The organism is Nannocystis sp., assembly GCF_016714285.1.
Classification (GTDB): Bacteria; Myxococcota_A; Polyangia; order Nannocystales; family Nannocystaceae; genus Nannocystis.
In genome coordinates, this window is sequence record NZ_JADJNN010000012.1 from 1 (window position 1) to 22,909 (window position 22,909).

18 protein-coding genes are annotated in these 22,909 nt (G+C 73.0%); 12 read left to right on the forward strand and 6 right to left on the reverse strand.

Annotated elements, in window-relative coordinates:
* The 4 genes from IPJ59_RS20945 to IPJ59_RS20960 form a co-directional block, all read left to right on the forward strand.
* Positions 1–283: iron-sulfur cluster co-chaperone HscB C-terminal domain-containing protein (locus IPJ59_RS20945; RefSeq protein ID WP_293273041.1), on the forward strand; the 283-nt coding region annotated here is incomplete at its 5' end.
* Positions 280–2,256, forward strand: a complete 1,977-nt coding sequence (gene hscA / locus IPJ59_RS20950; RefSeq protein ID WP_293273042.1) for a Fe-S protein assembly chaperone HscA — start codon at positions 280–282, stop codon at positions 2,254–2,256. The genes IPJ59_RS20945 and hscA, both read left to right, overlap by 4 nt.
* Before the next feature lie 2 nt (positions 2,257–2,258).
* Entirely contained in the window at positions 2,259–2,597 is a 339-nt protein-coding gene (locus tag IPJ59_RS20955) for a 2Fe-2S iron-sulfur cluster-binding family protein (RefSeq protein ID WP_293250984.1), read from the forward strand.
* Between the two features lie 83 nt (positions 2,598–2,680).
* Positions 2,681–3,877 carry a M24 family metallopeptidase gene (locus IPJ59_RS20960; RefSeq protein WP_293250987.1) on the forward strand — a complete coding sequence of 399 codons (1,197 nt, stop codon included), beginning with the start codon at positions 2,681–2,683 and terminating at the stop codon, positions 3,875–3,877.
* 4 nt (positions 3,878–3,881) lie between these two features.
* Here the strand turns inward: IPJ59_RS20960 and IPJ59_RS20965 are convergent, their stop codons facing one another.
* The gene (locus tag IPJ59_RS20965) at positions 3,882–4,661 is read right to left on the reverse strand and encodes a Uma2 family endonuclease (RefSeq protein ID WP_293250990.1); all 780 of its coding nucleotides are present in this window, start codon (positions 4,659–4,661) and stop codon (positions 3,882–3,884) included.
* A 53-nt stretch (positions 4,662–4,714) separates the two neighbouring features.
* Positions 4,715–5,506, reverse strand: a complete 792-nt coding sequence (locus IPJ59_RS20970) for an enoyl-CoA hydratase/isomerase family protein (protein ID WP_293250993.1) — start codon at positions 5,504–5,506, stop codon at positions 4,715–4,717.
* 29 nt (positions 5,507–5,535) lie between these two features.
* Between IPJ59_RS20970 and IPJ59_RS20975 the strand changes: the two genes are divergently transcribed.
* The gene (locus IPJ59_RS20975; RefSeq protein WP_293273043.1) at positions 5,536–5,994 is read left to right on the forward strand and encodes an acyl-CoA thioesterase; all 459 of its coding nucleotides are present in this window, start codon (positions 5,536–5,538) and stop codon (positions 5,992–5,994) included.
* Positions 5,995–6,047: 53 nt separating this feature from the next.
* Here the strand turns inward: IPJ59_RS20975 and IPJ59_RS20980 are convergent, their stop codons facing one another.
* Positions 6,048–6,356 (reverse strand): hypothetical protein, encoded by a 309-nt coding sequence (locus IPJ59_RS20980; protein ID WP_293250999.1) that lies wholly within the window; start codon positions 6,354–6,356, stop codon positions 6,048–6,050.
* Between the two features lie 369 nt (positions 6,357–6,725).
* Between IPJ59_RS20980 and IPJ59_RS20985 the strand changes: the two genes are divergently transcribed.
* Entirely contained in the window at positions 6,726–10,661 is a 3,936-nt protein-coding gene (locus IPJ59_RS20985; protein ID WP_293273044.1) for a serine/threonine-protein kinase, read from the forward strand.
* Between the two features lie 37 nt (positions 10,662–10,698).
* The gene (locus IPJ59_RS20990) at positions 10,699–11,928 is read left to right on the forward strand and encodes an SGNH/GDSL hydrolase family protein (protein ID WP_293251006.1); all 1,230 of its coding nucleotides are present in this window, start codon (positions 10,699–10,701) and stop codon (positions 11,926–11,928) included.
* Between the two features lie 97 nt (positions 11,929–12,025).
* Here IPJ59_RS20990 and IPJ59_RS20995 read toward each other — a convergent pair whose 3' ends face one another.
* Complete coding sequence (locus IPJ59_RS20995) at positions 12,026–12,688, reverse strand: hypothetical protein (protein ID WP_293251009.1); 663 nt, start codon at positions 12,686–12,688, stop codon at positions 12,026–12,028.
* Between the two features lie 100 nt (positions 12,689–12,788).
* A complete protein-coding gene (locus tag IPJ59_RS21000) occupies positions 12,789–14,300 on the reverse strand; it encodes a serine/threonine-protein kinase (protein ID WP_293251012.1) in 1,512 nt (503 codons plus the stop codon).
* 270 nt (positions 14,301–14,570) lie between these two features.
* Between IPJ59_RS21000 and IPJ59_RS21005 the strand changes: the two genes are divergently transcribed.
* From IPJ59_RS21005 to IPJ59_RS21025, 5 genes are all read left to right on the forward strand, one after another.
* A complete protein-coding gene (locus tag IPJ59_RS21005) occupies positions 14,571–15,974 on the forward strand; it encodes a CHAT domain-containing protein (RefSeq protein ID WP_293273045.1) in 1,404 nt (467 codons plus the stop codon).
* A 174-nt stretch (positions 15,975–16,148) separates the two neighbouring features.
* Positions 16,149–17,669 (forward strand): YfaP family protein, encoded by a 1,521-nt coding sequence (locus IPJ59_RS21010; RefSeq protein WP_293273046.1) that lies wholly within the window; start codon positions 16,149–16,151, stop codon positions 17,667–17,669.
* A complete protein-coding gene (locus IPJ59_RS21015) occupies positions 17,666–19,057 on the forward strand; it encodes an adenylosuccinate synthetase (RefSeq protein WP_293251021.1) in 1,392 nt (463 codons plus the stop codon). The genes IPJ59_RS21010 and IPJ59_RS21015 overlap by 4 nt, the downstream gene beginning before the upstream one ends.
* Before the next feature lie 105 nt (positions 19,058–19,162).
* Positions 19,163–20,641, forward strand: a complete 1,479-nt coding sequence (locus IPJ59_RS21020) for a hypothetical protein (RefSeq protein ID WP_293273047.1) — start codon at positions 19,163–19,165, stop codon at positions 20,639–20,641.
* Between the two features lie 80 nt (positions 20,642–20,721).
* Complete coding sequence (locus IPJ59_RS21025; protein WP_293273048.1) at positions 20,722–21,525, forward strand: PPK2 family polyphosphate kinase; 804 nt, start codon at positions 20,722–20,724, stop codon at positions 21,523–21,525.
* Between the two features lie 6 nt (positions 21,526–21,531).
* Here IPJ59_RS21025 and IPJ59_RS21030 read toward each other — a convergent pair whose 3' ends face one another.
* A complete protein-coding gene (locus IPJ59_RS21030; protein ID WP_293251029.1) occupies positions 21,532–22,905 on the reverse strand; it encodes a CapA family protein in 1,374 nt (457 codons plus the stop codon).
* Positions 22,906–22,909 lie beyond the last annotated feature (4 nt).

The following is a 22,909-nucleotide window of genomic DNA, read 5'->3' on the forward strand; positions in this document are numbered from 1 at the left end:
TGGTCACCTCGGCGGCATCGACCTCGACAGCAACGACCCCCAGCTCGCACCGCCGACCCCGAGCCAGACCTTCCTGATCCAGATGATCGAGCTGCGCGAGCGCCTCTCGGAGGAGGGCAGCGCTGAGGTCCGCGACGAGATCGAGGCCCGTGCCGACCAGGCCTTCGACGAGGCCGTCGCCGCGATCGCCCGCAACGACATGGCCACCGCCGCCCGCGAGCTGGTCGCCCGTCGCTACTACCAGCGCTTCCTTGACGAGGTCGACGCCGCCGAGGCCCGATGAGCAAGACCAGCATCGAGGGCGCCGACGCCCTGTTCCAGATCGCCGAGCCCACCGCCCCGCAAGCCAGCCAGCGCGCCCCAGGCCGCGGGATCGGCATCGACCTCGGCACCACCCACAGCCTGGTGGCGATCGCCCCGCACGGCGCCGCCCCGCGGGTCCTCCGCGACGCCGAGGGGCGCGGCCTGCTGCCCTCGATCGTCAGCTACATCGACGAGCGCCCGCAGGTCGGCGACCCCGCCGCGGCGCGCCAGCACGAGCGACCCGATCGCGTCATCAGCTCGGTCAAGCGCTTCATGGGCCGCGGCCTCGCCGAGGTCCAATTCCCGCACCCCTACCAGCTCGGCGACGCCACCGGGGTCCTGCGCGTCGCCGTCGGCGACGGTCGCGAGGTCTCCCCCGTCGAGGTCTCCGCGGAGATCTTGCGGGTGCTCAAGCTCCGCGCCGAGGCCGAGCTCGGCGGCCCCGTCGACGGCGCCGTCATCACCGTCCCCGCCTACTTCGACGACGCCCAGCGCCAGGCCACCCGCGACGCCGGCCGCATCGCCGGCCTCAAGGTCTACCGCCTGCTCGCCGAGCCCACCGCCGCCGCCCTCGCGTACGGCCTCGACCGCAACGAGCGCGGCCTGTTCGCCATCTACGACCTCGGCGGCGGCACCTTCGACATCAGCGTGCTGCACCTGCACAGCGGCGTGTTCCAGGTGCTCGCAACCGGAGGCGACAGCGCCCTCGGCGGCGACGACTTCGACCGCGCCCTCGCGGCCGTGCTGCTCGCCCGCGCCGCCGTCTCCACCCCGACCCCGGCCCAGCACGACGCCGCCCGCCTGGCCGCCCGCGCGCTCAAGGAGCGCCTCAGTAGCGTCGAGGAGGACCGCGTGTCGGTCCCCACGATCGGCCTGCACGACGTCAGCATCACCCGCCGCGAGTTCGAGGCCGTGATCGAGCCGCTCGCCCAGCGGACCATCCGCGCCTGCCGTCAGGCGCTCAAGGAGGCTGGCGTGGCCGTGGCTGAGCTCAGCGGCGTGGTCCTGGTCGGCGGCTCGACCCGCGTGCCGCGGATCCGCCAGATGGTCGAGCAGGCGTTCGGCCGCGCCCCGCTCAGCGACATCGACCCCGACGAGGTCGTCGCCCACGGCGCCGCGATCCAGGCCGACATCCTCTCGGGCAGCGAGCGCCCCGGGGTGACCCTGCTCGACGTCGTCCCGCTCAGCCTCGGCCTCGAGACGATGGGCGGCATCGTCGAGAAGATCATCCCGCGCAACGCCACCATCCCGATCTCCGCCCGCCAGGTGTTCACCAACTACTCCGAGCAGCAGACCGGCATGGTCATCCACGTGCTGCAGGGCGAGCGCGAGCTGGCCCGCGACAACCGCAGCCTCGCCCGCTTCGAGCTGCGCGGCATCCCCCGCCTCCCGCCCTCGATGGCCCGCGTCGAGGTCACCTTCCAGCTCGACGCCGACGCCCTCCTCACCGTCACCGCCCGCGAGCTCATGACCGGCGTCAAGCAGTCGGTCGAGGTCAAGCCCACCCACGGCCTGTCCGTCGAGGAGGTCGACCGCCTCGTCCTCGAGAGCTTCGACCACGCCGGCGACGACTACAGCGCCCGCAGCGTCGCCGAGGCCCGCGTCGAGCTCGGCCGGGTCATCCTCGCCGTCCGCGGCCCGCTCGCCGAGGTCGGCCACATCGAGGCCCTGCTGCCCCCGGACGACCGCATGGCGATCGAGGCGGCGCTGCGCGAGGCCGACGACGCCATGGCCGACAGCGACAGCGACGCCGACGCCCTCAGCCGCGCCCGCGTCCGCTTGGAGCACACCAGCGAGCCCTTCGCCGCGCGCCGCATGCAGCGGGCCCTGAGCGCTGGCATGGCCGGCAAGAGCCTCGCCGAGATCGAGGCGGCCCTCGCCGCCGACGACCTCGACGTCCGCCGCGGCGGCCACGGGCCCGCCCTCGTCCCGCCTGCAGCCGACGGAGCCTAAAGATGCCGAAGATCACCTTCATCGGGCCCGACGGGACCCAGATCGTCGACGCCGCCCCCGGCGTGACCCTGCTCGAGCTCGCCGAGGAGCACCACGTCAAGATGGGCTCGGCCTGCGGAGGCGTGTGCGCCTGCTCGTCGTGCCACTGCTGGATCCGCAAGGGCCTGGAGACCCTCCCCGAGATGAGCGACGCCGAGAGCGACCGCCTCGACATGGGCTTCGACGTCCGCGCCTACAGCCGCCTCGGCTGCCAGGTCGAGGTCGCCGACGCCGACCTCACGGTCGAGCTCACGCAGGAGTCGATCACGACGTGGCACAACGAGCACCCGGGCAAGGCCTGAGCCGCCGCGCCGCCCTGGCCGGCCTCGCGGGCGCCGCCAGCGGTGCCAGCGTTGGGGGGCTCGCCTGCCGTGTCCCGAGGGACATGTCCAAACAGACCGGTACCTCGGGACAGGCGCCGGACTTCGCGGGCCTCGCCGGCTTCTGCGACGGCGTCCCCGCGATCACCGACGCCGAGCGCGGCCAGCGGTGCGCCCGGGCCCAGGACGCCCTGCGCGCGGCCGGCCAGCACGCCCTCGTCGCCGAGGCCGGCGCCACCCTCGAGTACTTCACGGGCGTGCCCTGGCACCGCAGCGAGCGCCCGCTGCTGCTGGTCCTCCCCGCCGCCGGCCCGCCCGCGCTGGTCGGCCCGTCGTTCGAGGCCCACACCCTGCGCGAACGCAGCGGCGAGCTGCGCCTGGTCCTGTGGGCCGAGCACGCGAGCCCCTACACCCGCGTCGCCGAGCTGCTCGCCGAGGCCGGCCCTGCGCCGAGCCTCGCGCTCGAGCCGACCACGCGGATGTTCATACTCGAGGGCCTGCGCCGCGACGTCCCCGGGGCCACCCTGGTCGACGGCGGCCCGATCGTCCGCGCCTGTCGCAGCGTCAAGAGCCCCGCCGAGCTCGCCCTCCTGCGCCGCGCCAACGAGGCCACCAAGGCCGCCCTGCGCCAGGTCGCGGCGCTCGTGCGCGCCGACATGCTCGAGGCCGAACTGACCGAGCTGGTCCTCGCGGCGCAGCTCGCCGCCGGCCTCGAGCAGCCGTGGGCCCTGGTGCTGTTCGGCAGCAACGCCGCCTTCCCGCACGGCACCCGCGGGGCCCGTCGCCTCGCCCGCGGCGAGCTCGTGCTCGTCGACTGCGGGGCCGCGCTCCACGGCTATCACTCCGATGTCACCCGCACCTGGCCCTTCGGACAGGTCTCACCCGAGGCCCGGCACGCCTGGCAGGCGGTGCTGCGGGCCCAGACGGCGGGCATCGCCGAGCTGCGCCCGGGCCAGCCCTGCGGGGTCGCCGACGCGGCCGCGCGCGCCGTCATCACCGCCGCCGGCTTCGGCCCCGACGACCGCTTCTTCACCCACCGCCTTGGCCACGGCATCGGCCTCGAGACCCACGAGGACCCCTATCTCGTGCGCGACAGCCAGGTGCTGCTCGTCCCCGGCATGACCATGTCGAGCGAGCCCGGCATCTACGTCCCGGGCAAGTTCGGCGTGCGCATCGAGGACATCGTCGCCGTCACCGCGACTGGCGCGGCCGAGGTGTTCGGCCCGCGCTCGGTCAGCCTCGACGATCCCTTCGGCGCCTGAAGCCTCAGTCGAGCGCAGCCTCGGCGCTGCCGGCCGTGACCGCCTGCACCAGCCAGCGCTGCAGCCGGGCCGGCTCGCGGCAGTCCGCGATCCGCGTCCGCAGCAACGGGCTGAGCGTCAGACCGCGGGCCTGCAGCACCCCGAGCAGCGCGACGATCTGGCCCTTGAGCTGGCCCGCGAACTCGCCCTCGGCGCGGACCTCGTCGAGGCTCTCGTAGCCGTGCGTGTTCAGCAGGTTGCGCAGCGTGGCGGCGTCGGCCGCCCGGGCGTCGACCAGCGCGCGCACCGGCACCGGATTCTTGAGGATGCCCGGCGCCGTGAGCACGCCCTCGAGCTCGACCACACGGACCAACTCGCCCGGCGCGTGAACCTCGACGCGCACCCGCCCGGTCAGGCGCACGACCCAGAACAGGCGCGTGCCCGCGGCCAGCATCTCGGCGATCTTGCGCTGCAGCTCGCCCTCGTCCTGGCCGGTGTCCGCGTACTCGACCGCGAGCGGCGGGGCCTCGCGCATCCAGCCCGGCGTGGTGCCGACGCCGACCGAGATGTCTGGCGCGCGCAGGTTGCGGTCGCCGTTGAAGCTGAAGCCCGCGTCGACCCCCGCGGCCCCGGCGACCGCCGGGTCGGTGGCCAGCACGCGCCCGCCCTCGAGGTTGGCCCGCGCGTGCCGTTCACCGGCGGTCATGCAGTGGATCGCGTGCCCGTCGCTGAGCTCGTAGGGGTCGCCGTCCCGGATCTGGTCGGCACGGAAGGGTCCGGGCGCCGTGAAGGGGTGGCCGCTCATGCCGCCCAGGCTACCACGGACCCCAGGACCCCGGCACCCGCCCCGGCACGCCCTCAGCGCCCGGTGAAGCTCGGCGGGCGCCGCTCGACGTAGGCCGCGATGCCCTCCTTCGCATCGTCGCCGGTGAACAGTCGCTGCTGCAGCTCGCGCTCGAGGGCCAGGCCGTCCTGCAGGCTGAGGTCGGCGCCGGTCTGGCACGCGCGCTTGATCAGTCCGACCGCGCGACTCGCCGTCCGCGGCGGCACGAACTGCGCCGCGTACTCGCGGGCGCGGGCGAGGAAGGCCGCGCCGCTGTCCGCGTCCCACACCTGGTTCACGAGGCCCAGCGCGAGCGCGCGGTCGAAGTCGAAGGTCTCGCCGGTCGCCATCAGCTCGATCGCGCGGGCCTTGCCGAGCACTCGCACCAGTCGTTGCGTGCCGCCGGTGCCGGGCAGCACCCCGAGCTTCACCTCCGGCAGCCCGCACTTGCCCGCGCCGCGGCGGGCGACCCGGAGGTCCGCGGCCAGGGCGATCTCGAGGCCGCCGCCGACGCAGTGACCATTGAGCGCCGCGATCACCAGCTTGGGCGTCTGCTCGAGGCGGCTGATCGTCTCGTTGGCGTGGAGACAGAAGTTGTACTTGAACTCCGGATCGGCGCCTTGCAGCATCGCGATGTCAGCGCCCGCGCAGAAGAATTTCTCGCCGGCGCCGGTCAGCAGCAGCACGTGCACCGCCGGGTCGAAGCGGGCCCGCAGGATCGCCGTGTCGAGCGCCTGCATCAGCTCGTAGGAGTAGCAGTTGGCGGGCGGCACGTTCAGCGTGAGCTGCGCGACGCCGGCCTCGGCGTGGTAGTCGACGTGAGACATGGCGGCAGCATACACTCGCGCCTCCACGCATGCGCGGCGTCCACATCCACCGAGTCGATGTCCGCTTCGGCGACTGTGATCCCGCCGGTATCGTGTACTTCCCTCGCTTCTTTCATCTGTTCCACGAGGCGATGGAGACCTGGTTCTCGGCCGGCCTCGGGCTGTCCTACGCGCAGCTGATCCTCGGCCGCAAGCTCGGCTTCCCGGCGGTGCACACCGAGGCCGACTTCAACGCGCCCTGCGCCCTCGGCGAGGCGATCGCCGTCGAGCTGCGGGTGGCCCGGCTCGGCCGCAGCTCGATCGGCCTCGAGTATGTGGTCCGCGGCGTCGACGGCGTCCTGCGCCTCACCGGCGCCAGCACCTGCGTCGTGATGGACCTCGACCCCGCCTCGCCCAGCTTCCGCCGCGCCGTCGCCATGCCCGACGAGCTGCGCGCCCGCATCGAGCACTTCATGGCCGGCGAGTCAGCTGTCCCCGAGGACAGCTGAGCCGCGGCGCGGCGCGAGACCCCTCGGCCACGGCGAGCGCTGGCCCGCCCCGCTCACGACACGTCGCCGATCGGCGCGTCCTTCGGCGGTCCGATCGTGGTCGGGCCGCCGGTGTCGCTGGTGCTGCCGGTGCTGTCGGTGCTCGAATCGTCGCCTTCATCGTCGCCAGCCGGCGGCGCGAGGGTGCTGGCGACGCTCGCCGTCCCCGGCTGCGATGTCGCCTCGGTGTCGTCGCCGGTGTCCTCCGTGCCGCCGCTCGACTCGGTGGCGCCCGCGCTGGTGCCCGGGCCCTCCTCCTCGCAGGCGAGGGTGGTGGTGCAGGCGATGGCGGTGAGGAGGAGGCGGGCGAGCAGGTGTGGCATGGTGGGTCTCCGGTGGGCGAGGGGACGCGCCGCGGACGCGGCCGGACTGGCCAGCGCCGCGAGGCGCGGGTTGCTGCGGCGCGGCGCTCCGCCGCGATCGCAAGCTGACCTCTCGGACAGGCGGGCAGCGCTGGCAGCCACGCGCCGAGGATCGACGCCCAGTCAGACCCGTGGTCTCGATGCCACAGTTTCAGGTCCGCGGCGCCCGGCGCCCGACGAGCAGCGAACGGGCGGCATGGCGCTCGCTCGCCCGGCGAACGAGGGGTCGGCGCGGCGAGCCCGTGTACAAGCAAGGGCGCTTGCGCGCGATCGGGCTCGCCGCGGCTGCTGCGTGGGTGTGCAGGCGATCGGGTATGGTTGACGCTGCCCATGACGGACACGCACGCTGATCGCAGCCCCAAGAGCCGGGTCGACACCACCTTCGCCGGCGAGTTCAAGCTGCTCAAGTACCTCGGCCGTGGCGACGTCGCCGACCGCTACGAGGCCGAGCTCATCGACCCGCCAGCGCTGGTGACGGTGAAGATCGTCTACCCCGAGCTGGCCGCCGACCGCAGCCAGGTCGAGGCGCTGCTGCGCGAGGCCCGGGCCGCCGCCGCGGTCGTGCACGACAACGTCGCCCAGGTCCTCGACGCCGACATCAGCCCCGACGGCGAGCCCTACATCGTCGGCGAGCACGTCCTCGGCGAGGACCTCGGCGTCATCCTGCGCCGCACCGGTCGCCTGCCGTGGCCCCGCGTCCGCCGCCTCGCCCAGCAGCTGGTCGCCGGCCTGCGCGCGGCCCACGAGGCCGGCGTGCTGCACCGCGTCATCAAGCCGAGCAACGTGATCGTGCTGTCCGACGACACCGTGAAGATCGTCGACTTCGGGCTCATGCGCGTCGAGGACGTGACCGCCGACCGCGAGCCCGGCACCGTCGTCCTCGGCGACGCCGTCCACTTCATCGCCCCCGAGCAGGCGCTCGGCGAGCAGGTCGACGCGCGCACCGACGTCTACTCGGTCGGCGTGCTCATGTACACGCTGCTCACCGGTCGCGTGCCCTTCTTCGGCCGCCCGACCCAGGTGGCGATGCAGCACAAGTTCGCCACCGCCGCCGCGCCCGGCAGCGTCGCCCCCGAGGCCGGCATCCCCGCGGTCGTCGAGGCGCTGGTCCTGAAGGCGATGGCCAAGCGCCGCGAGCACCGCTTCGCCGACATGGCCAGCCTCGAGCGGGCGCTCGCCGAGGTCGGCGAGGACGGCCAGCGCGGCGCAGGGGCCAGCGACAACTCGCGCGTGCAGCCGACCACCGACAGCGCGATGTTCTACTCGCTGGAGTCGCTGCAGGCGATGCTGGCCGCCACCCAGGACCCGCGCGAGCAGCTCGGCATCTACGAGAAGATGAGCCGCGCCCTCGTCACCCTCGCCGGCGGCCAGGCCAGCGCCGAGGCCGAGGCCTGGCGCGCGTGGATCGCCCAGGGCCGCGACTACGCCTACTACCAGCTCGCCGAGGCCCACCTCGCCGGCGAGCGCTGGACCGACCTCGTCCACGTCTACCGCGAGCACGCCGACAGCACCGCCGATCGCAACCTCAAGATCGGCCTGCTCAACGCCATGGGCTATGTCTACGACAAGTCGCTCGCCGACATCCGCAACGCGATCGCCGCCTACCGCGAGATGATCGAGCTCGAGCCGAACGTCCCCGACGCCGTGCTCGCGCTGGCCCGCCTCTACGAGCGCGCGAGCGCCTGGGAGCCGGCCGCGACCACGCTCGACCACTTCCTCTCGCTGTCGCACGACCCGGTCGCCCGCTGCGACGCCCTCACCCGCGCGGCCCAGCTGCTCCACCAGCGCCTCGGCGTGTCCGAGCGCGCCGAGGTCTACCTCCACAGCGCGCTCGCGCTGCAGCCCGGGCACGCGCCTGCGCTGGTGCTGCTCGCCGAGATCTACCGCGGCCGCAAGGACCACGCCCGCCTGGCCCAGACCCTCGAGGCGCTGCTCGTCAGCGGCGCCAGCCACTACGAGCGCATCGAGTTCGGCAGCGAGGCCGGGTTCATCTACTACCGCCAGACCGGCGAGGTCGACAAGGCCACCGAGGTGTTCGCCCGGGTGATGGAGCTCGACCCGGAGAACGTGCGCGTCGGCACCGTGCTCTCCAAGGTCTACTACGACGCCGGCAACTACGTCGCCGCCGCGCCGATCTTCGAGATGCTGGTGCGCAAGGCCGTCGGCGCCCCGATCTCGGTGAAGGCCCACGTCGAGCTGTGCCTGCGGGCCGCCCGCGTCGAGCGCCTGCTCGGCCAGGGCCCGCGCGCGCTCAAGCTGTTTCGCCGCGCCCTCGAGCTGGATCCCGGCAACTGGACCGCGCTGCTCGGCCAGGCCGACCTGCTCTTCGAGGCCGAGAAGTGGCCCGAGGCCCTCTCCGCCTACCAGAACCTGCTCGGCATCAGCGCCAAGGAGCGCACCGACAAGGTCGCCTCGATCATCAACTTCCGCCTCGCCGAGATCAAGAAGCGGCAGAACCAGGCGCCGCAGGCCGCCCCCTTCCTGCGCCGCGCGCTCGAGCTCGACCCCGGCAACTGGCCCGCGCTGCAGGCCACCCTCGACGGCCAGATGAGCGAGGGCGACTACCAGGGCGCGCTCAACACTCGCAAGGCGATGATCAACGCCGCGACCAGCGACGACGTCAAGTTCGACCTCTTCGTCGAGAGCGGCAAGCTGTTCCGCGAGCGCCTGCGCGACCCGCAGAAGGCCGTCATCGCCTACCAGCGGGCGCTCGAGCTGCGCCCCCGCGAGCCCGCCGTGCTGCACCGCCTGCTCGACCTCTACACCGAGCGCAAGCAGTGGCGCGAGGCGGTCAACATCGTCGACCAGGTCGTCGAGGTGGAGATCGACCCGACCCGCCGCGCCCGTTATCACTACACCGCCGCGGTGCTGCTGCGCGACGAGCTCGGCGCCGTCGACACCGCGCTCGAGCGCTTCGATCGCGTGCTGGCCGACGACCCCAGCGTGCTCAAGGCCTTCCAGGCGATCGACACGATCATGACCCAGCGCAAGGACTGGAAGGCGCTCGAGCGGGCCTACCGCAAGATGATCAACCGCCTCCCGGCCGACGCCGAGCCGGCGCTGCGCATGATGCTGTGGACCAACCTGGCCGAGATCTACCGCTCGCGCCTCAACGACTTCCGCGCCGCCGCCAAGGCCTACGAGGTCGCCGCCACCGCCGACCCCGGCAACATGGACCGCCACCTCCTGCTCGCCGAGCTCTACGAGATGCTGGCCCGCAACGACCCGCGCGAGTTCACCGAGAACCTCATCGGCACCCACTTCACGCTGCTGCGCCTCGAGCCCTCGCGCTACGCCAGCTACCACCGCCTCTTCGACATCTACCTGGCGCGCCGCGAGCTCGACAAGGCGTTCTGCGTCGCCCGCAGCCTGGTCTTCCTCAAGCAGGCCAACCAGCAGGAGACCGCGCTCTACAGCCGCTACCCGCAGCCCGAGTTCCGCAAGATCAAGCAGCGCCTGTCCGAGGACGTCCTGCGCAAGCACGTGTTCCATCCCGACGAGGACCCCAACATCAGCGCCCTCATCGGCCTGGTCGCGCCGGTGCTGTCGGCCTGGCGCGTCAAGCAGCTGCCGTACCCGCTGCGCCCGAACGACCGCGTCGACCCCGACGACGACCCCTCGCTGGTCGGCCAGATGCTGCTCTACGTCGTCGGCGTGCTCGGCCTCGGCCAGCCCGACCTCTACTTCCGCCCCGACGAGCCCGGCGACCTCAACGTGCTCAATGTGCAACGCGAGGGCCGGGTGCGCCCGACCCTCATCGCCCTCGCCAACTCGATCCGCGAGAAGACCGAGAACAACCTCGTCTTCAACGTCGGTCGCCACGCCCTCGACCTCTACCCGCCGCACTACGGCTTCATGGTGATCGACCGCTCGCCGGAGAACCTCAAGGACGTCATCTACGCCTGCATGCTGGTGTCGGGCACCAAGCCGCTCGAGCCATCGCCCGGGGTGGCCGCCTGCGCCCGCGAGCTGCGCCAGCACCTCACGCCGCAGATCACCGAGCAGATCGCCGGCATCCTGCGCCGCCTCGTCCAGGCCGAGGCCGTCGACGTCAAGGGCTGGGCCCGCGCCGCCGAGCTCGCCGGCTACCGCGTCGGCTTCATCCTCTGCAACGACCTCGCCACCGCCGCCCACGCCATCTCGCAGGAGCAGCGCGTGCTCGGCTCCTTCCTCTCGCCCAAGGACGCCCTGCGTGAGCTCGTGGTCTACAGCGTCAGCGAGGACTACTTCGCGGCCCGCCGCGCCCTCGGTCTGAACGTCGCCTGAACCTGGTCCGCGGTCGCCTGGCCCGGTAGAGTGCGGCATGCGTCGCGCACTCATCCTTGTCTGTACATTGTCGTGCTTCCACGGCACGGGGGAGGGCGCGCCGTCGACGGGCGAGGGCACGAGCGAGACAGGCGGCGGCTCGACGACGACCGGCACATCCGCGGGGAGCAGTGGCGGTGTGTCCGATGCGAGCGGCGTCGCCACGGCGACGCCGACCACCAGCGGCGGTGAGAGCAGCGGCGACACCACGGTGGGCGTCGGGGAGAGCAGCGGCAGCACCACCGGGGGCGAAGATCCGCCGCCCGAACCCCCGGCGATCCACTACGTCGGCCGCCACGACGCCAGCGATCCGGGGCACGTGCGCATGGGCTGGTCCGGCGTCGGCGCGGTGTTCCGCTTCAACGGCACCGGCGCCAGCGTGCGCCTCGACGACAAGGGCCGCTACTTCACCGTGGTCGTCGACGGCGCGGTCCAGGCGACGCTGGCGACCTCACCCGGCGAACAGAGCTATCCGCTGGCCCAGGGCCTGCCGGCGGGCGAGCACACGATCGAGCTGTACCGCCGCACCGAGGGCTCCTTCGGCCCGACGGTGCTGCTCGGCGTCGACCTCGAGGGCGAGCTGCTGGCGCCGCCGCCGGTGCAGCGCCGCATCGAGATCATCGGCGACTCGATCACCTGCGGCTACGGCGACGAGGGCGTGTCACCGTGCAACTTCAGCGCCGAGACCGAGAACCACTACCTCACCTACGGGGCCGTGGCTGCGCGCGCTCTCGGGGCCGAGCTCAGCACGGTCGCGTGGTCGGGCAAGGGCGTGGTCAACAATTTCGGCGACGACGTGTTCGAACCGCTGCCCACGATCTACGATCGCCTGCTCGCGAGCGACGCGGCCCCCTGGGACTTCTCCTGGCAACCCGACGCGGTGGTGATCAACCTCGGCACCAACGACTTCAGCACCGGCAACGACCCGCCCGAGGCCGTGTTCGTGCCGGCGTACGTCGGCTTCCTCGAGCACCTGCGCTCGGTCTACCCGGACGCGTTCATCCTGGCGATCGCGCCGACTCTCTTCGGCGCCGAGGCGCAGATGGTCGCGGGTTATCTGCAGAGCGCGGTCGACCAGCGTCACGCGGCCGGCGACGCGGCGGTGGCCTTCGCTGACGTCAACGTCGAGTGGATCGGCTCGGGCTGCGACGGCCACCCGACGGTCGCGACCCACGCAGCGATGGGCGCCAAGCTGGCCGCGACGCTGCAGGCCCAACTGGGCTGGTAACTGGGCTGGTAACTGGGCTGGTAACTGGGCTGGTAGCTGGGCTGGTAGCTGGGCTGGTAGCTGGGCTGGTAGCTGGGCTGGTCGGCTGGCTGGTGACTCAGGGCGCGGCGGCGAGGCCAGGCGCGGCGCCGCTGCCCGCGGGCACGGCCTGCACACCACCGGCGGACGCGGGGGCGGGCGTCTGTCCGGCGACAGTGGTCGGCACGGCCGGCACGGCGGTCTCGGGCGTCGGCACGGCCGGTGCGGCCGGGGCGATCGCCGCGATCGGCGGCGCGCCGGGCAAGGGCAGGGCCGCCAGCGGGCGCGCGAAGGTCGAGGCGCCGCCGTCGAGGGCGCCGTTGTAGAAGCCGAGGAAGCTCCACTCGGGGTCGAAGATCATGGTCGCGACCACGAACTCGCCGCTGTTCGGGCGGGCGCGGATCTCGAACGCGTGGCCCTGCGTGGTCTCGCGGGCGGCGACCGTCAGCGGGTCGGGGTTGCTGTCGTGGTCGATGTCGAGGTGGCTGAACTGGCCGGGCTTCTTGTTGAGCGCGTCCTGCAGCGCCTCGGGGGTCTTGAGGCGGTTGAACATCACCAGCATCGACACCGGCTCGACCGCGAGGTCACTCGCCAGCGGACGGTCGGGCCCGGTCGGCGCCGGCTCACCGACCATCGAGGCGTGCACGAAGTTCTCCTCCTTGCCCGAGGGATCCATCGGCTTGCCGCACGCGGCGAGGATGACGAGGGACAGGGCGGCTGCGGGGAGGATGCGGTTGGACATGACGATCACCTGTCTGCTGCGGGGGCCCCGAGGATAGCGGAGACGCGGGGTCTCGTGAGACCGAAGCACGGGTCGGGATTTCAGGCCGGGCCCCGCTGTCTCAGGGTCCGGCGCGGGCCTCGAAGCGGGCGGTGATGCGCGCCAGGTCCTCGCGCATGCAGCCGAAGCAGTCCTCGCGGAAGCCGAGGAAGCCGCCCCGGCAGGCGTCACGCGGGGACTCGGCGAGGATCCGCAGGGCATACAGGGCCCGCAGGTCGTCGGCGGCCTCGATGCGCAGCAGGATCGATCGCCGGGTCTCGCAGCTCGTCACCTTCTCGATCCAGGCGAGGTTGCGCAGGTACTCCGGGATCGCCGGCTTGTCGGCCTCGGGCGCGTCGGCGATCTCCGTGCCGGCCCGCTGCCGCTCGCGGCGCTCGCCGCTGAGCAGCAGCACCTGCGCGGCCTCGACGTAGGCCGGCGGGACCTCGGCGAGCAGCTGCTGACGCGCTGGCAGACCGGCGCTGGCGGCAGGTCGCGTGGCGCTCGTCGTCGGCGTCGGCGGCGGGAGTTCGGGGTCCGGAGCAGCGTCGCCGCCGAGGGCCAGCGCGAGGACCAGCACGAGCCCGAGCCCGGCGCCCGCGAGGGCGAGCAGGCGCCGATGGTCGCGGGCTGGACGCGGCGGCGGCGGCAACGGGAGGATCGTCGGCGCCGACGCGGACTCGCGGACGAGGCGGCGCAGGGTGTCGCGCACGCCGGCAGCGGAGCCCGGTCGATCGCCCGGGCTGCGCGCGAGCAGCTGGTCGACGAGCGCGACGAAGTCATCCCCCAGGCCCGCGACCGCGTCGCGCAGGCTCGGCGCCGGGCGGCCGATCTGGGCCATGAACAGCTCGGTGAGGGTCTCGGCTTGCCACAGCCGCCGGCCGCTGCTCGCCTCCCACAGGATCACACCGAGGGCGTAGAGATCGACGCGGTGATCGACTACGCCGCCGACCGCCTGCTCGGGCGCCATGTAACCCGGCGTGCCGATCACGGCCCCGGCGCGGGTGATCGGCTGGTTGGCGTCGACCACCGCGCCCGACTCGTCGGACACCCGGGCGATGCCGAAGTCGAGGACACGCGCGTGCAAGGGGCCATCATCGCGGCGCTCGAGCAGCACGTTGTCAGGCTTGAGGTCGCGGTGGACGATGCCGGCCGCGTGCGCCGCGGCGAGGGCGTCGGCGATCTGGGCCCCGAGCTCGAGCAGCTCCGGCGCGGCGAAGGGCCCGCGCTGCAAGCGTTTGCCGAGGCTCTCGCCGCGGACCAGCTGGATGACGAGGTAGGCGCCGCCCTCGGGCAGGTGGCCGAAGTCGATCGCGCTGGCGACGTGCGGGTGGTCGATCTGCGCCGTCGCCGTGGCCTCGCGGGCGAAGCGGGCCTCGGCCTCGCTGTTGGCCGCGAACTCGGCGCGGATCGTCTTGAACGCGACCTGTTTGCGCAGCTTGAGGTGCTCCGCGACAAACACCGCCCCCATGCCGCCCTCGCCGAGCACCTCGACGATGCGGTAGCGGTCGTCGATCACCCGGCCGATCCACGGCGAAAGATCGACGGGCGGGCGGGGCAGCTCCGTCGCGGTGCTCCGCAGCGTCGTCTTCACGGGTCGCGGAGTATATCTCGAGGCGCATTCTACGTCTCGCTCGGGCTGCTGGCGGCCGCCTTGGCCTGCTCGCGGCGATGGACCTGGTGCGGACGACCACCTCTTGCAGGGCCACGCGATATGGCACCTGTGCTCAGCGCTCCGCCTGCTCGCGGCCTTCGTGCACCACCGACAATTCGACGCCGCGCTCTCCGGGCGTAGCCGTCGGACCTGGGGCGTGCGATGCTCCTCGCGGCGCCATGGCGTCACCTGTCCCGGAGGACATCTCCCATGCACGAGCCCGAGCGCGCGGCCGCGGCCTACGAGGCCGGCGACCGCCTGTGGAAGCAAGGTCAGCCCGAGGCCGCGCTGGCCAGCCTGCTGCAGGCGGTCGCGCTGAATCCGGCGCACCCGAACGCCAAGAACTTCGCCGGCTGGCTGCTGACCACCCGCCACCGCAACGAGCCGAGCGCGATGGCCCAGGGCATCGTCCTGCTCGCCGAGGCCCACACGCTCGCGCCCGCGGAAGATCGTCCGCTCTACAACCTCGTCGAGGCGCTGGTCGTCGCGGGTCAGCGCGCCCAGGCGCTCGCGGTGGTCGACGCCGCGATCGCGGCCCGTCCGCACGCGGCCGAGCCCCACAACCTCCGCGGCTGGCTGCTCGGCCTCGCCGACGGCGCCGACGACCCGAAGGGCGCCCGCGACGAGTTCGCGGCGGCGATCGGCCTCCAGACCTGGTACGGCGACGCCCACTTCAACCTCGGTCGGCTGTCCCTTCAGACAGGTGACTTCGCCCGCGCTGAGATCGCGTTCGCGGCCGCGATCACCTCGCGCCGCTGCTGGCGCGCGGCCGAGGCCCACCTCCGCCTCGGCGAGCTGCTGGCGCGGCGCGGCCAGCTCCGCCGCGCCCTCGGCCACCTGCGCCGCAGCGCCGAGCTCGACACCGCCGGCGCGCTCTCGGTTGTGCTGGCCCCGACCGTGCAGGCCGTCGGCCAGGCGCTGCTGGCCTCCGGCCGCTACTTCCTGCACGCGCTCGACGAGGCCCGCCGCAGCGCCGCGATCGAGGCCGGCACGCCGACGCCGCGGCCCTCGTCGCGGCGATCGCTGACCAAGCGGGCCCGCGAGCTGCTGCCGAGCTTCGGAGATCCCGCGTTCACATCGGTGCACGCGGCGATCGAGCAGGTACTCGCCTGCGCCGAGGCGGGCGAGCTCTTGCCGCGCCACGCCGACCAGTCGCCGACCCTCACCCTCGAGCTCGCGGCCGCGAGCCCGGCCACACCCCAGCCGCTGCAAGGCCCCCTGTACGCGCTGGCCGAGCGCTGGAACTCGCTGCAGCGCAGCCTCTACGACGAGCTGATCGAGCGCGAGGAGTCCGACCCCGAGCCGCCTGGCAGCGTCCGCGCACGCGTCGCCGAGCACGCCGCGGCGCGCCGCTGGGACGCCGCGCTCGCCGAGCTCACGGCGTTCCAGGACACGGACGACCACGAGCTGCTGTGGCGCGCCGATCAGGCCGAGACCCTCGCCGACCGGGCCCGTCGCGACGGCGACGCGCCGGCCGCTCGTTCGCTGTATCGCCTCGCGCTCCGCGACTTCGAGTGCTACGCGTCCGGTGCGACCTCCGGCGGCGAGGGCATGTCGCGCATGCTCGACGTCCACCGCCTGCGCGAGCGCCTCGGCCTCGTCGACGATCGCTGATCCTCAAGAATTGCGCCGCCGCCGGCCGCGCCAAGGCGCTGCGCGAGCGCGTCGTCGACGATCGCTGATCCGCAGGGCGAAGCCGCGCGAAGGCGCGAGGGCGTGCATTGAGCCGGCCGCGAAACCCCGCTACCGTCGCCGCCCTGGCCCCACGTGGGCCGAACGGAGGCAAGCATGGGCGGCGGAAATTACGACGGCGAGGTCGCACGCGAGGAGCGCTCGACCAACAGGGACGTGTTCACCTATCAGGGCTACGTCGGCGCTCCATCGCCGACGGCGCAGCGCAGCGTGCACCCGGAGCTCAACCCCTTCGGCAAGACCCGCGAGTGCATGAACATGACCCCGATCGTCGTGGCGATGGACGTCACCCGCTCGCGCGGCGACGACTCGCGGGTCATCTACGCCAAGCTGCCGATGTTCATCGGCCAGATCGAGCTGCGAAACTATGTCCCGGGCCCCGGGATCAGCTTCGCGGCGATCGGCGACGCGACCTCCGGTGATCGTGCGCCGCTGCAGGTCGGCCAGTTCGAGGCCGACAACCGCCTCGACGCCGTGCTCAGCAAGATCTGGCTCGAGGAGGGCGGCGGCGGCTCGGGCCAGGAGTCCTACGAGCTCGCGGCCTACTACTACGCGCGCCACACCAAGCTCGCGGCCCATGAGCGCGGCGACAAGGGCTTCTTCTTCTTCCTCGGCGACGAGGGCTTCTACCCGCAGGTCGACCTCGCCCAGGTCCAGCGCATCCTCGGCCACGCGGCCCCGGAGGCCCAGCCTGTGTACGAGGACCACGGCCAGCCCTTCCCGGGCGCGACCCACATCGACTCGGCCCGCGTGTTCGCCGAGCTGCAGGAGAAGTTCCACACCTTCCTCATCTTCCCGCAGAAGTCGATGTCCGAGCGCAAGCGGGACATCGACGCCGAGATCAAGCAGCGGGTCGAGGCCGCAGGCGGGCGCTACGAGGGCGTCGACATCCGGGCCTCGCTGGTGTGGAACAACCGCAACGATCTCGACCTCCACGTCATCGCCCCCTCGGGCGAGCACATCTACTACGGCCACAAGCGGTCGGCCTGCGCCGGCTGGCTCGACGTCGACATGAACGTGCGCGGCGAGACCACCAAGCCCGTTGAGAACGTGCAGTGGATCCGCGGCAGCGCGCCGGCCGGCCGCTACCGCGTGTTCCTCCACAACTACCGCTTCCACGAGACCCCCGGCCCGACCGAGTACCGCGTCGAGGTCGAGATCAACGGCCAGACGCAACACTTCGAGGGCACGATCGCCGCCAAGGGTGAGACCGGTCAGGCCAGCGAGATCACGATCCTCGAGTTCGACTACAACCCGGCCGAGCGCGTCCCCGAGGACCCGCGCGCCCTGGCCACCGGCCCCTACGCCAACTACGCCGACGACGTGATCCTGCGCCAGTGGCAGACCGTCCTGCCGGCCGCGCACATCCTCAAGATCGAGGACCCGAAGGCGATCGTCGACGTCATGCTCGGCGTGCTGGCGATCGTCGGCGGCGGCTCCGACCTCGACACCTTCCTCACCGACATGCAGGGCCGCGAGCAGCTCGACCTGCGCCGCGACCAGGCCCTCCAGACCCTCGGCGCCCTCGCCAGCGCGACCCGCATGGGCCAGGCCCAGGTCCACGGCGATGTGCCCACCGGCGCCGCCAGGCCCCGCTCGCGCCTCACCCGGCTGTGAGCGACCCCTGCGCCCTCGCCTGGTCGCGGCCCCTCCCGTGGGGCCAGCGACCGATCATCGTGACCGGCCTCGGCCACGGTGACGAGGGCAAGGGCGCCACCGTCGACGCCCTGGTCCGCCGCCTCGGCCTCGAGCTCGTCGTCCGCCACAACGGCGGTCCGCAGGCGGCCCACCACGTCGTCCGCGACGACGGCCAGGTCCACTGCTTCGCCCAGTTCGGCGCCGGCACCCTCGTGCCCGGCGTCCGCACCCACCTCAGCCGCTTCATGCTCGTCGAGCCGCTCGCGCTGGCGAGGGAAGCCGCGGCGCTCGAGCGCATCGGCGTCGCCGCCCCGTTGGGGCGCCTCAGCGCCGACCGCGAGTGCGCCGTGGTCACCCCGTTCCACCGCCTGTTCGGCCGCCTGCAGGAGCTGTCCCGCGGGACAGCTCGCCACGGCAGCTGCGGACTCGGGGTCGGCCCGGCCTGGATCGACGCCCACAACCCGCGCCTGCCGACGCTGCGCCTCGGCGAGCTGCACGGCCCCGCGGCGGCGCTGCGCGGCAAGCTGCGCCTGATCCAGCTGATCAAGCTCGACCAGGCGGAGCAGCTCGAGCCGCGGTCCGGCACCGCCGAACTGCTCGCCGAGCTCGCGCGCCCCGATCTCGTCGACGCCTGGATCGCCGCGGCCAAGCCGGTGCTCGCCGGGCTCGCGCAAGACGACGGCGAGTCGCTACGAGCTGTCCTTCGGGACAGGCCACAGCGGGTGATCTTCGAGGGCGCCCAGGGCGTGCTGCTCGACGCGGAGCACGGCTTCTGGCCCCACGTCACGCCGTCCCGCACCGGCCCGGGCCAGGCCGAGCTGCTGCTCGCCGAGGCCGGCGCCCCGCCGCCCCTGCGCCTTGGGGTGCTCCGCGCCTACGCGACCCGCCACGGCCCGGGACCCTTTGTCAGCGAGTCCGCCGAACTGACAGCGCGTCTGCCAGAGCGACACAACCTGGAGGGCCCGTGGCAAGGACCGATGCGCGTCGGCCACTTCGACCTCGTCGCCGCTCGCCACGCGATCGATCTCTGCGCCCCGATCGGCGACGCGATCGAGGCCCTGGTTTTTACATGTCTTGATCGCCTCGCAGGTCTCGGGCCGCTCGCGGTCTGTACCGGCTACCGCGCGCCAGACGGCGCCCTGTGTCAGCGCCTCGCAGCGCCGCCGCCCGGGCGTGCGGCCCAGAGCGAGCGCAGCGGCGAGTTGCAGCGATGCAGCCCGCAGCTGCACGAGCGGCCCGCGCTCGCCGCCTCGGGTCCCTCGCCCCCGGCCGCCTCACACGCGCGCTGGCTCGCCGACGCCCTCGAGCGCCCGATCGCCGGACTCGCCTTCGGCGCGGCCGCGGCGGACCGCGTGTGGGCCCCGTAGCTCGCTCGGTACGATCGTTGATAGAAGTCGCGTGCATCGGTCCGCGTGCGTGCAACAATCGGCGACGTGAACAGCCCGAGTGGGTCGGGCGTCCTGACACCGTCTATGCGCAGCCATCGACCACGTCTCCTGTCCCTCGCGGCCCTCGTCATCGCCGGCCTGCTGAGCAACGCCGGATGCAGCTACTACACGGTCTACTCGCAGCCGCGCGGGACCCTGCACACCGCGGGTGTGGCGACCACCACCGGCAATTGTTGTCAGACCCAGTGCACCACCTGCGGCGTGCTGGCCAACGGCCTGGTCGGCTACGAGACCTATGAGGGCCAGACCCTCGAGCTCGTGCAGTACGTCCACGTCTTCCAGCCCGCGATCGACACCTATCCGATCGTCCTGTGGGGCGGTCGTAGCTACTACAACATCGAGGGCAGCCTCGTGTACTACAGCGTCGACTACGGCTCCTGGGTCTACTACTGGACCCCGCCGGCCGCGCTGATCTACGTGTGGAACGACCGCTACCCCGCGCGCCAGTACGTCTGGGGCGACGGCTGCTACGGCACTAGCTGGTACTGGGGCGGCGTGCGGGACGACGGCTTCCATCGCTACGCCACCAACGGCTATCGCCCCTGGTACCCGCCGGTGCCTCCAGGCGGCCGCCCGCAGATCCCGGGCCACCAGAGCCAGCCCAACCCCGGACGTCCCGGCGGCGACCCCGGCCGCCCGAGCATCCCCGGTGTGCCAGGCCAGCCCGGCGATCCCGGTCGCCCCGGCAACCCCGGGCGGCCCGAGCCGCTGCCGCGCCCCGGCGATCCCCCGCACCGCATCGGCCGCCCGGATGTGCCTCCCGGCCCGGGCCCCGATCGCCCGCTGCCGATGCCGCGTCCGCGGCCCGACCGCCCGGACGGCAGCGACAACCCCGATCGCCCGCCGCCGCGTCCGCGGCCCGACCGCCCGGACGGCAGCGACGACCCCGATCGCCCGCTGCCCCTACCGCGTCCGCGGCCCGATCGCCCGGATGGCAGCGACAACCCCGATCGCCCGCTGCCACTCCCGCGTCCACGGCCCGATCGTCCGGATGGCAGCGACAACCCCGATCGTCCGCGGCCACAGCCGCGGCCGCAGCCCGACCGTCCGGATGGCAGCGACAACCCCGATCGTCCGCGGCCACAGCCGCGGCCGCAGCCCGATCGCCCCGACGGCAGCGACAACCCCGATCGTCCGCGGCCACAGCCGCGGCCGCAGCCCGATCGCCCCGACGGCAGCGAGCGGCCGCAGCCGCGGCCACAGCCCGATCGCCCGGACGGCGGCGATCGGCCGCGGCCGCAGCCGCAGCCGCGGCCACAGCCGCGGCCCGACGGCAGCGATCGCCCAGCGATGCCACAACCGCGCCCCGAACCACGCCCACAGCCGCGGCCCGAGTCGCGACCCGATCGCCCGCAGCCACATCAACCCGAGTCGCGGCCGAGCCGGCCCGAGCCGCGCCCACAGCCCTCGCAGCCGCACTCGCGGCCGAGCCGGCCTGAGCCGCGCCCGCAGCCGTCGAAGCCGAGCAAGCCCGCGACGCCCACCCGTCACGGTCGTCGCTGATCACCGGGCGCAGCGCCGAGGGCCGATCGTCGCCGACGATCGGCCTTCTCTCGTCGCCTGCGATCGGCGATGAAGGTTGCATGGACATCGACGATTACCGGCTCGACGGCGACGACAAGGTGAAGCTCGAGCGCTGGCGCAGCGGCGACGACGGCGGCCTCGTCCGGACCGAGGCCGAGGCCGCGATGCCTGGCCTGCTCGCCCGCATGCTCGACCTGCAGGAGCGTCTCTACGCCGGTCGCACGCGCAGCCTGCTGATCGTGCTGCAGGGCCGCGACGCCGCCGGCAAGGACGGAACGATCAAGCACGTCATGGGCGGCTTCAACCCGCTGGGTACGCGGGTGTACCCGTTCAAGGCGCCCAACGAGGTCGAGCGGGCGCACGACTTCCTGTGGCGGATCCATCAGCGCGTTCCCGAGGCCGGGCATGTCACGATCTTCAACCGCTCGCACTACGAGGACATCCTGGTCCCGGGCGTGCGCGGCTGGCTCGACGAGGGCGCGCTGGCTCGCCGGCACGAGCACATCCGCAACTTCGAGGGGCTGGTGGTCGACGCTGGCGTCGCGCTCATCAAGTGCTTCCTCCACGTCGGCAAGGACGAGCAGCGCGATCGCCTGCAGGCCCGCCTCGACGACCCCGAGAAGCGCTGGAAGTTCGACCCGAACGACCTCACCGCCCGCGCCGAGTGGGAGCTCTACACCGCCGCCTACGAGGGCATCTTTCGCCACACGGCCACCGCACAGGCGCCCTGGTACATCATCCCCGCCGACCGCAAGTGGTTTCGCAACTACCTGGTCGCGCAGATCGTCGTGCAGACCCTCGAGGGCATGAAGCTGCGTTACCCCGACCCACCCCCGGGCCTCGAGCACCACCACATCGAGTAGCTGTCCTCAAGGACAGGCGGGCCGGGTCGCCAGCGGCGCATCGGGGGCCAGCACCGCGGCCTCGCCGAACATCGCCACCGTCAGTGCCCGGCTGTCAGCCGGCCCGCCGACGCGGTCGACCGCCTCGACGAAGAACTGCAGCCCCGTCTGGCGCACGTGCAGCGGCACGTAGCGGACCCCGTGCACCCGCGCCTTCTGTCCGGGCGGTCGCGTGAGACCGAGGTACAGCAGCAGCGACGAGCGCCGCGGCAGCTCGGGCTGGTGGCTGGCGAAGTTGCCGAGCGAGTAGATCACGAGCGTGTCGCGCCCCGCGGCCCCCGGCAGCACCTCCCACGGCTGCAGCACGTGCGGATGGCTGCCGATCACCGCCGTCGCGCCGGCCGCGGCCAGCCGCGCCGCGAGCTCCCGTTGGGCCCGCGCCGGCTCCGGCTTGTACTCCTTCCCCCAGTGCGGCGTCACGATCACCGCGTCGATCGACGGCTCGGCGATCAGCGCCCGCACCTGCTGCTCGAGCGCCCCCTCCGGCTCGTAGCAGCGCAGCACCTGGCCCTCGGGGTCCGGGATCTGGTTGGTGTGCTCGGCGCAGGCCAGCCACGCCACCGTGATCCCGCGCGCCCGCGTGAGCGCGTGCCACGGCCCCTGCGTGCCACGGGCGCGCGTGCCCGTGTGCGCCAGCTTCACGCGATCCAGCGCTGCGATCGTCGCATCGACGCCGGCCGGCTCGCGGTCGAGGGCGTGGTTGTTGGCCGTCGACACGACATCGAAGCCGCTGGCGACGAGGTCGTCGAGCAGCGACGGGTGGTAGTTGAAGCGCGGGTACGACGAGTACACCCGGCGGTCGAACACACGGCCCGGGTCGCGGACCGCTTGACCCTTGCGATCGAGCCCGGCCGCGGTCGTGCCCTCGAGGTTGGCGTAGCTGAGGTCGGCCTGCGCCAGCAGATCGCGGACCCCACCCCACACCGCGAAGAAATTGTCCGGCGCAGCATAGGCCTGGATCTGCAGCTCTTCGTGCAGCAGCAGGTCGCCGACCGCGGCGATCGTGATCGTGTCGCCCGCGACGCAGGCGTCGCGCAGGCGCGGCGTCCGATCGTCCGGTGGCGGCGCCACGGGCAGGGCAGGGGCGGGCAGCTCGGCGACCTGCTCCCGCGTCGCCGCGATCGCCGTCGTCTCCGGCCCAGACACCGGCTCCGCCGCGATCACCGTCGACTCTGACACCGACACCGCCGCGATCACCGTCGCCTCTGGCACCGCGGTGCTGTTCGGCGGCCGCGAATCGACGCTCCCGCTGCACCCCGCCGCGATCGCCAGCGCCAGCCACCCGCGACGCAGCTGCGGGCCCCGTGCTCCGCTCACCCCGCCGCGCGGCCTGGCCTGCATCCGC

What these genes read in the sequence shown, in the direction of transcription:
- hscA (WP_293273042.1), top strand. Translation starts at nt 280, where the DNA reads ATGAGCAAGACCAGCATCGAGGGCGCCGACGCCCTGTTCCAGATCGCC.
- IPJ59_RS20955 (WP_293250984.1), top strand. Translation starts at nt 2,259, where the DNA reads ATGCCGAAGATCACCTTCATCGGGCCCGACGGGACCCAGATCGTCGAC.
- IPJ59_RS20960 (WP_293250987.1), top strand. Translation starts at nt 2,681, where the DNA reads ATGTCCAAACAGACCGGTACCTCGGGACAGGCGCCGGACTTCGCGGGC.
- IPJ59_RS20965 (WP_293250990.1), bottom strand. Translation starts at nt 4,661, where the DNA reads ATGAGCGGCCACCCCTTCACGGCGCCCGGACCCTTCCGTGCCGACCAG.
- IPJ59_RS20970 (WP_293250993.1), bottom strand. Translation starts at nt 5,506, where the DNA reads ATGTCTCACGTCGACTACCACGCCGAGGCCGGCGTCGCGCAGCTCACG.
- IPJ59_RS20975 (WP_293273043.1), top strand. Translation starts at nt 5,536, where the DNA reads ATGCGCGGCGTCCACATCCACCGAGTCGATGTCCGCTTCGGCGACTGT.
- IPJ59_RS20980 (WP_293250999.1), bottom strand. Translation starts at nt 6,356, where the DNA reads ATGCCACACCTGCTCGCCCGCCTCCTCCTCACCGCCATCGCCTGCACC.
- IPJ59_RS20985 (WP_293273044.1), top strand. Translation starts at nt 6,726, where the DNA reads ATGACGGACACGCACGCTGATCGCAGCCCCAAGAGCCGGGTCGACACC.
- IPJ59_RS20990 (WP_293251006.1), top strand. Translation starts at nt 10,699, where the DNA reads ATGCGTCGCGCACTCATCCTTGTCTGTACATTGTCGTGCTTCCACGGC.
- IPJ59_RS20995 (WP_293251009.1), bottom strand. Translation starts at nt 12,688, where the DNA reads ATGTCCAACCGCATCCTCCCCGCAGCCGCCCTGTCCCTCGTCATCCTC.
- IPJ59_RS21005 (WP_293273045.1), top strand. Translation starts at nt 14,571, where the DNA reads ATGCACGAGCCCGAGCGCGCGGCCGCGGCCTACGAGGCCGGCGACCGC.
- IPJ59_RS21010 (WP_293273046.1), top strand. Translation starts at nt 16,149, where the DNA reads ATGGGCGGCGGAAATTACGACGGCGAGGTCGCACGCGAGGAGCGCTCG.
- IPJ59_RS21020 (WP_293273047.1), top strand. Translation starts at nt 19,163, where the DNA reads ATGCGCAGCCATCGACCACGTCTCCTGTCCCTCGCGGCCCTCGTCATC.
- IPJ59_RS21025 (WP_293273048.1), top strand. Translation starts at nt 20,722, where the DNA reads ATGGACATCGACGATTACCGGCTCGACGGCGACGACAAGGTGAAGCTC.
- IPJ59_RS21030 (WP_293251029.1), bottom strand. Translation starts at nt 22,905, where the DNA reads ATGCAGGCCAGGCCGCGCGGCGGGGTGAGCGGAGCACGGGGCCCGCAG.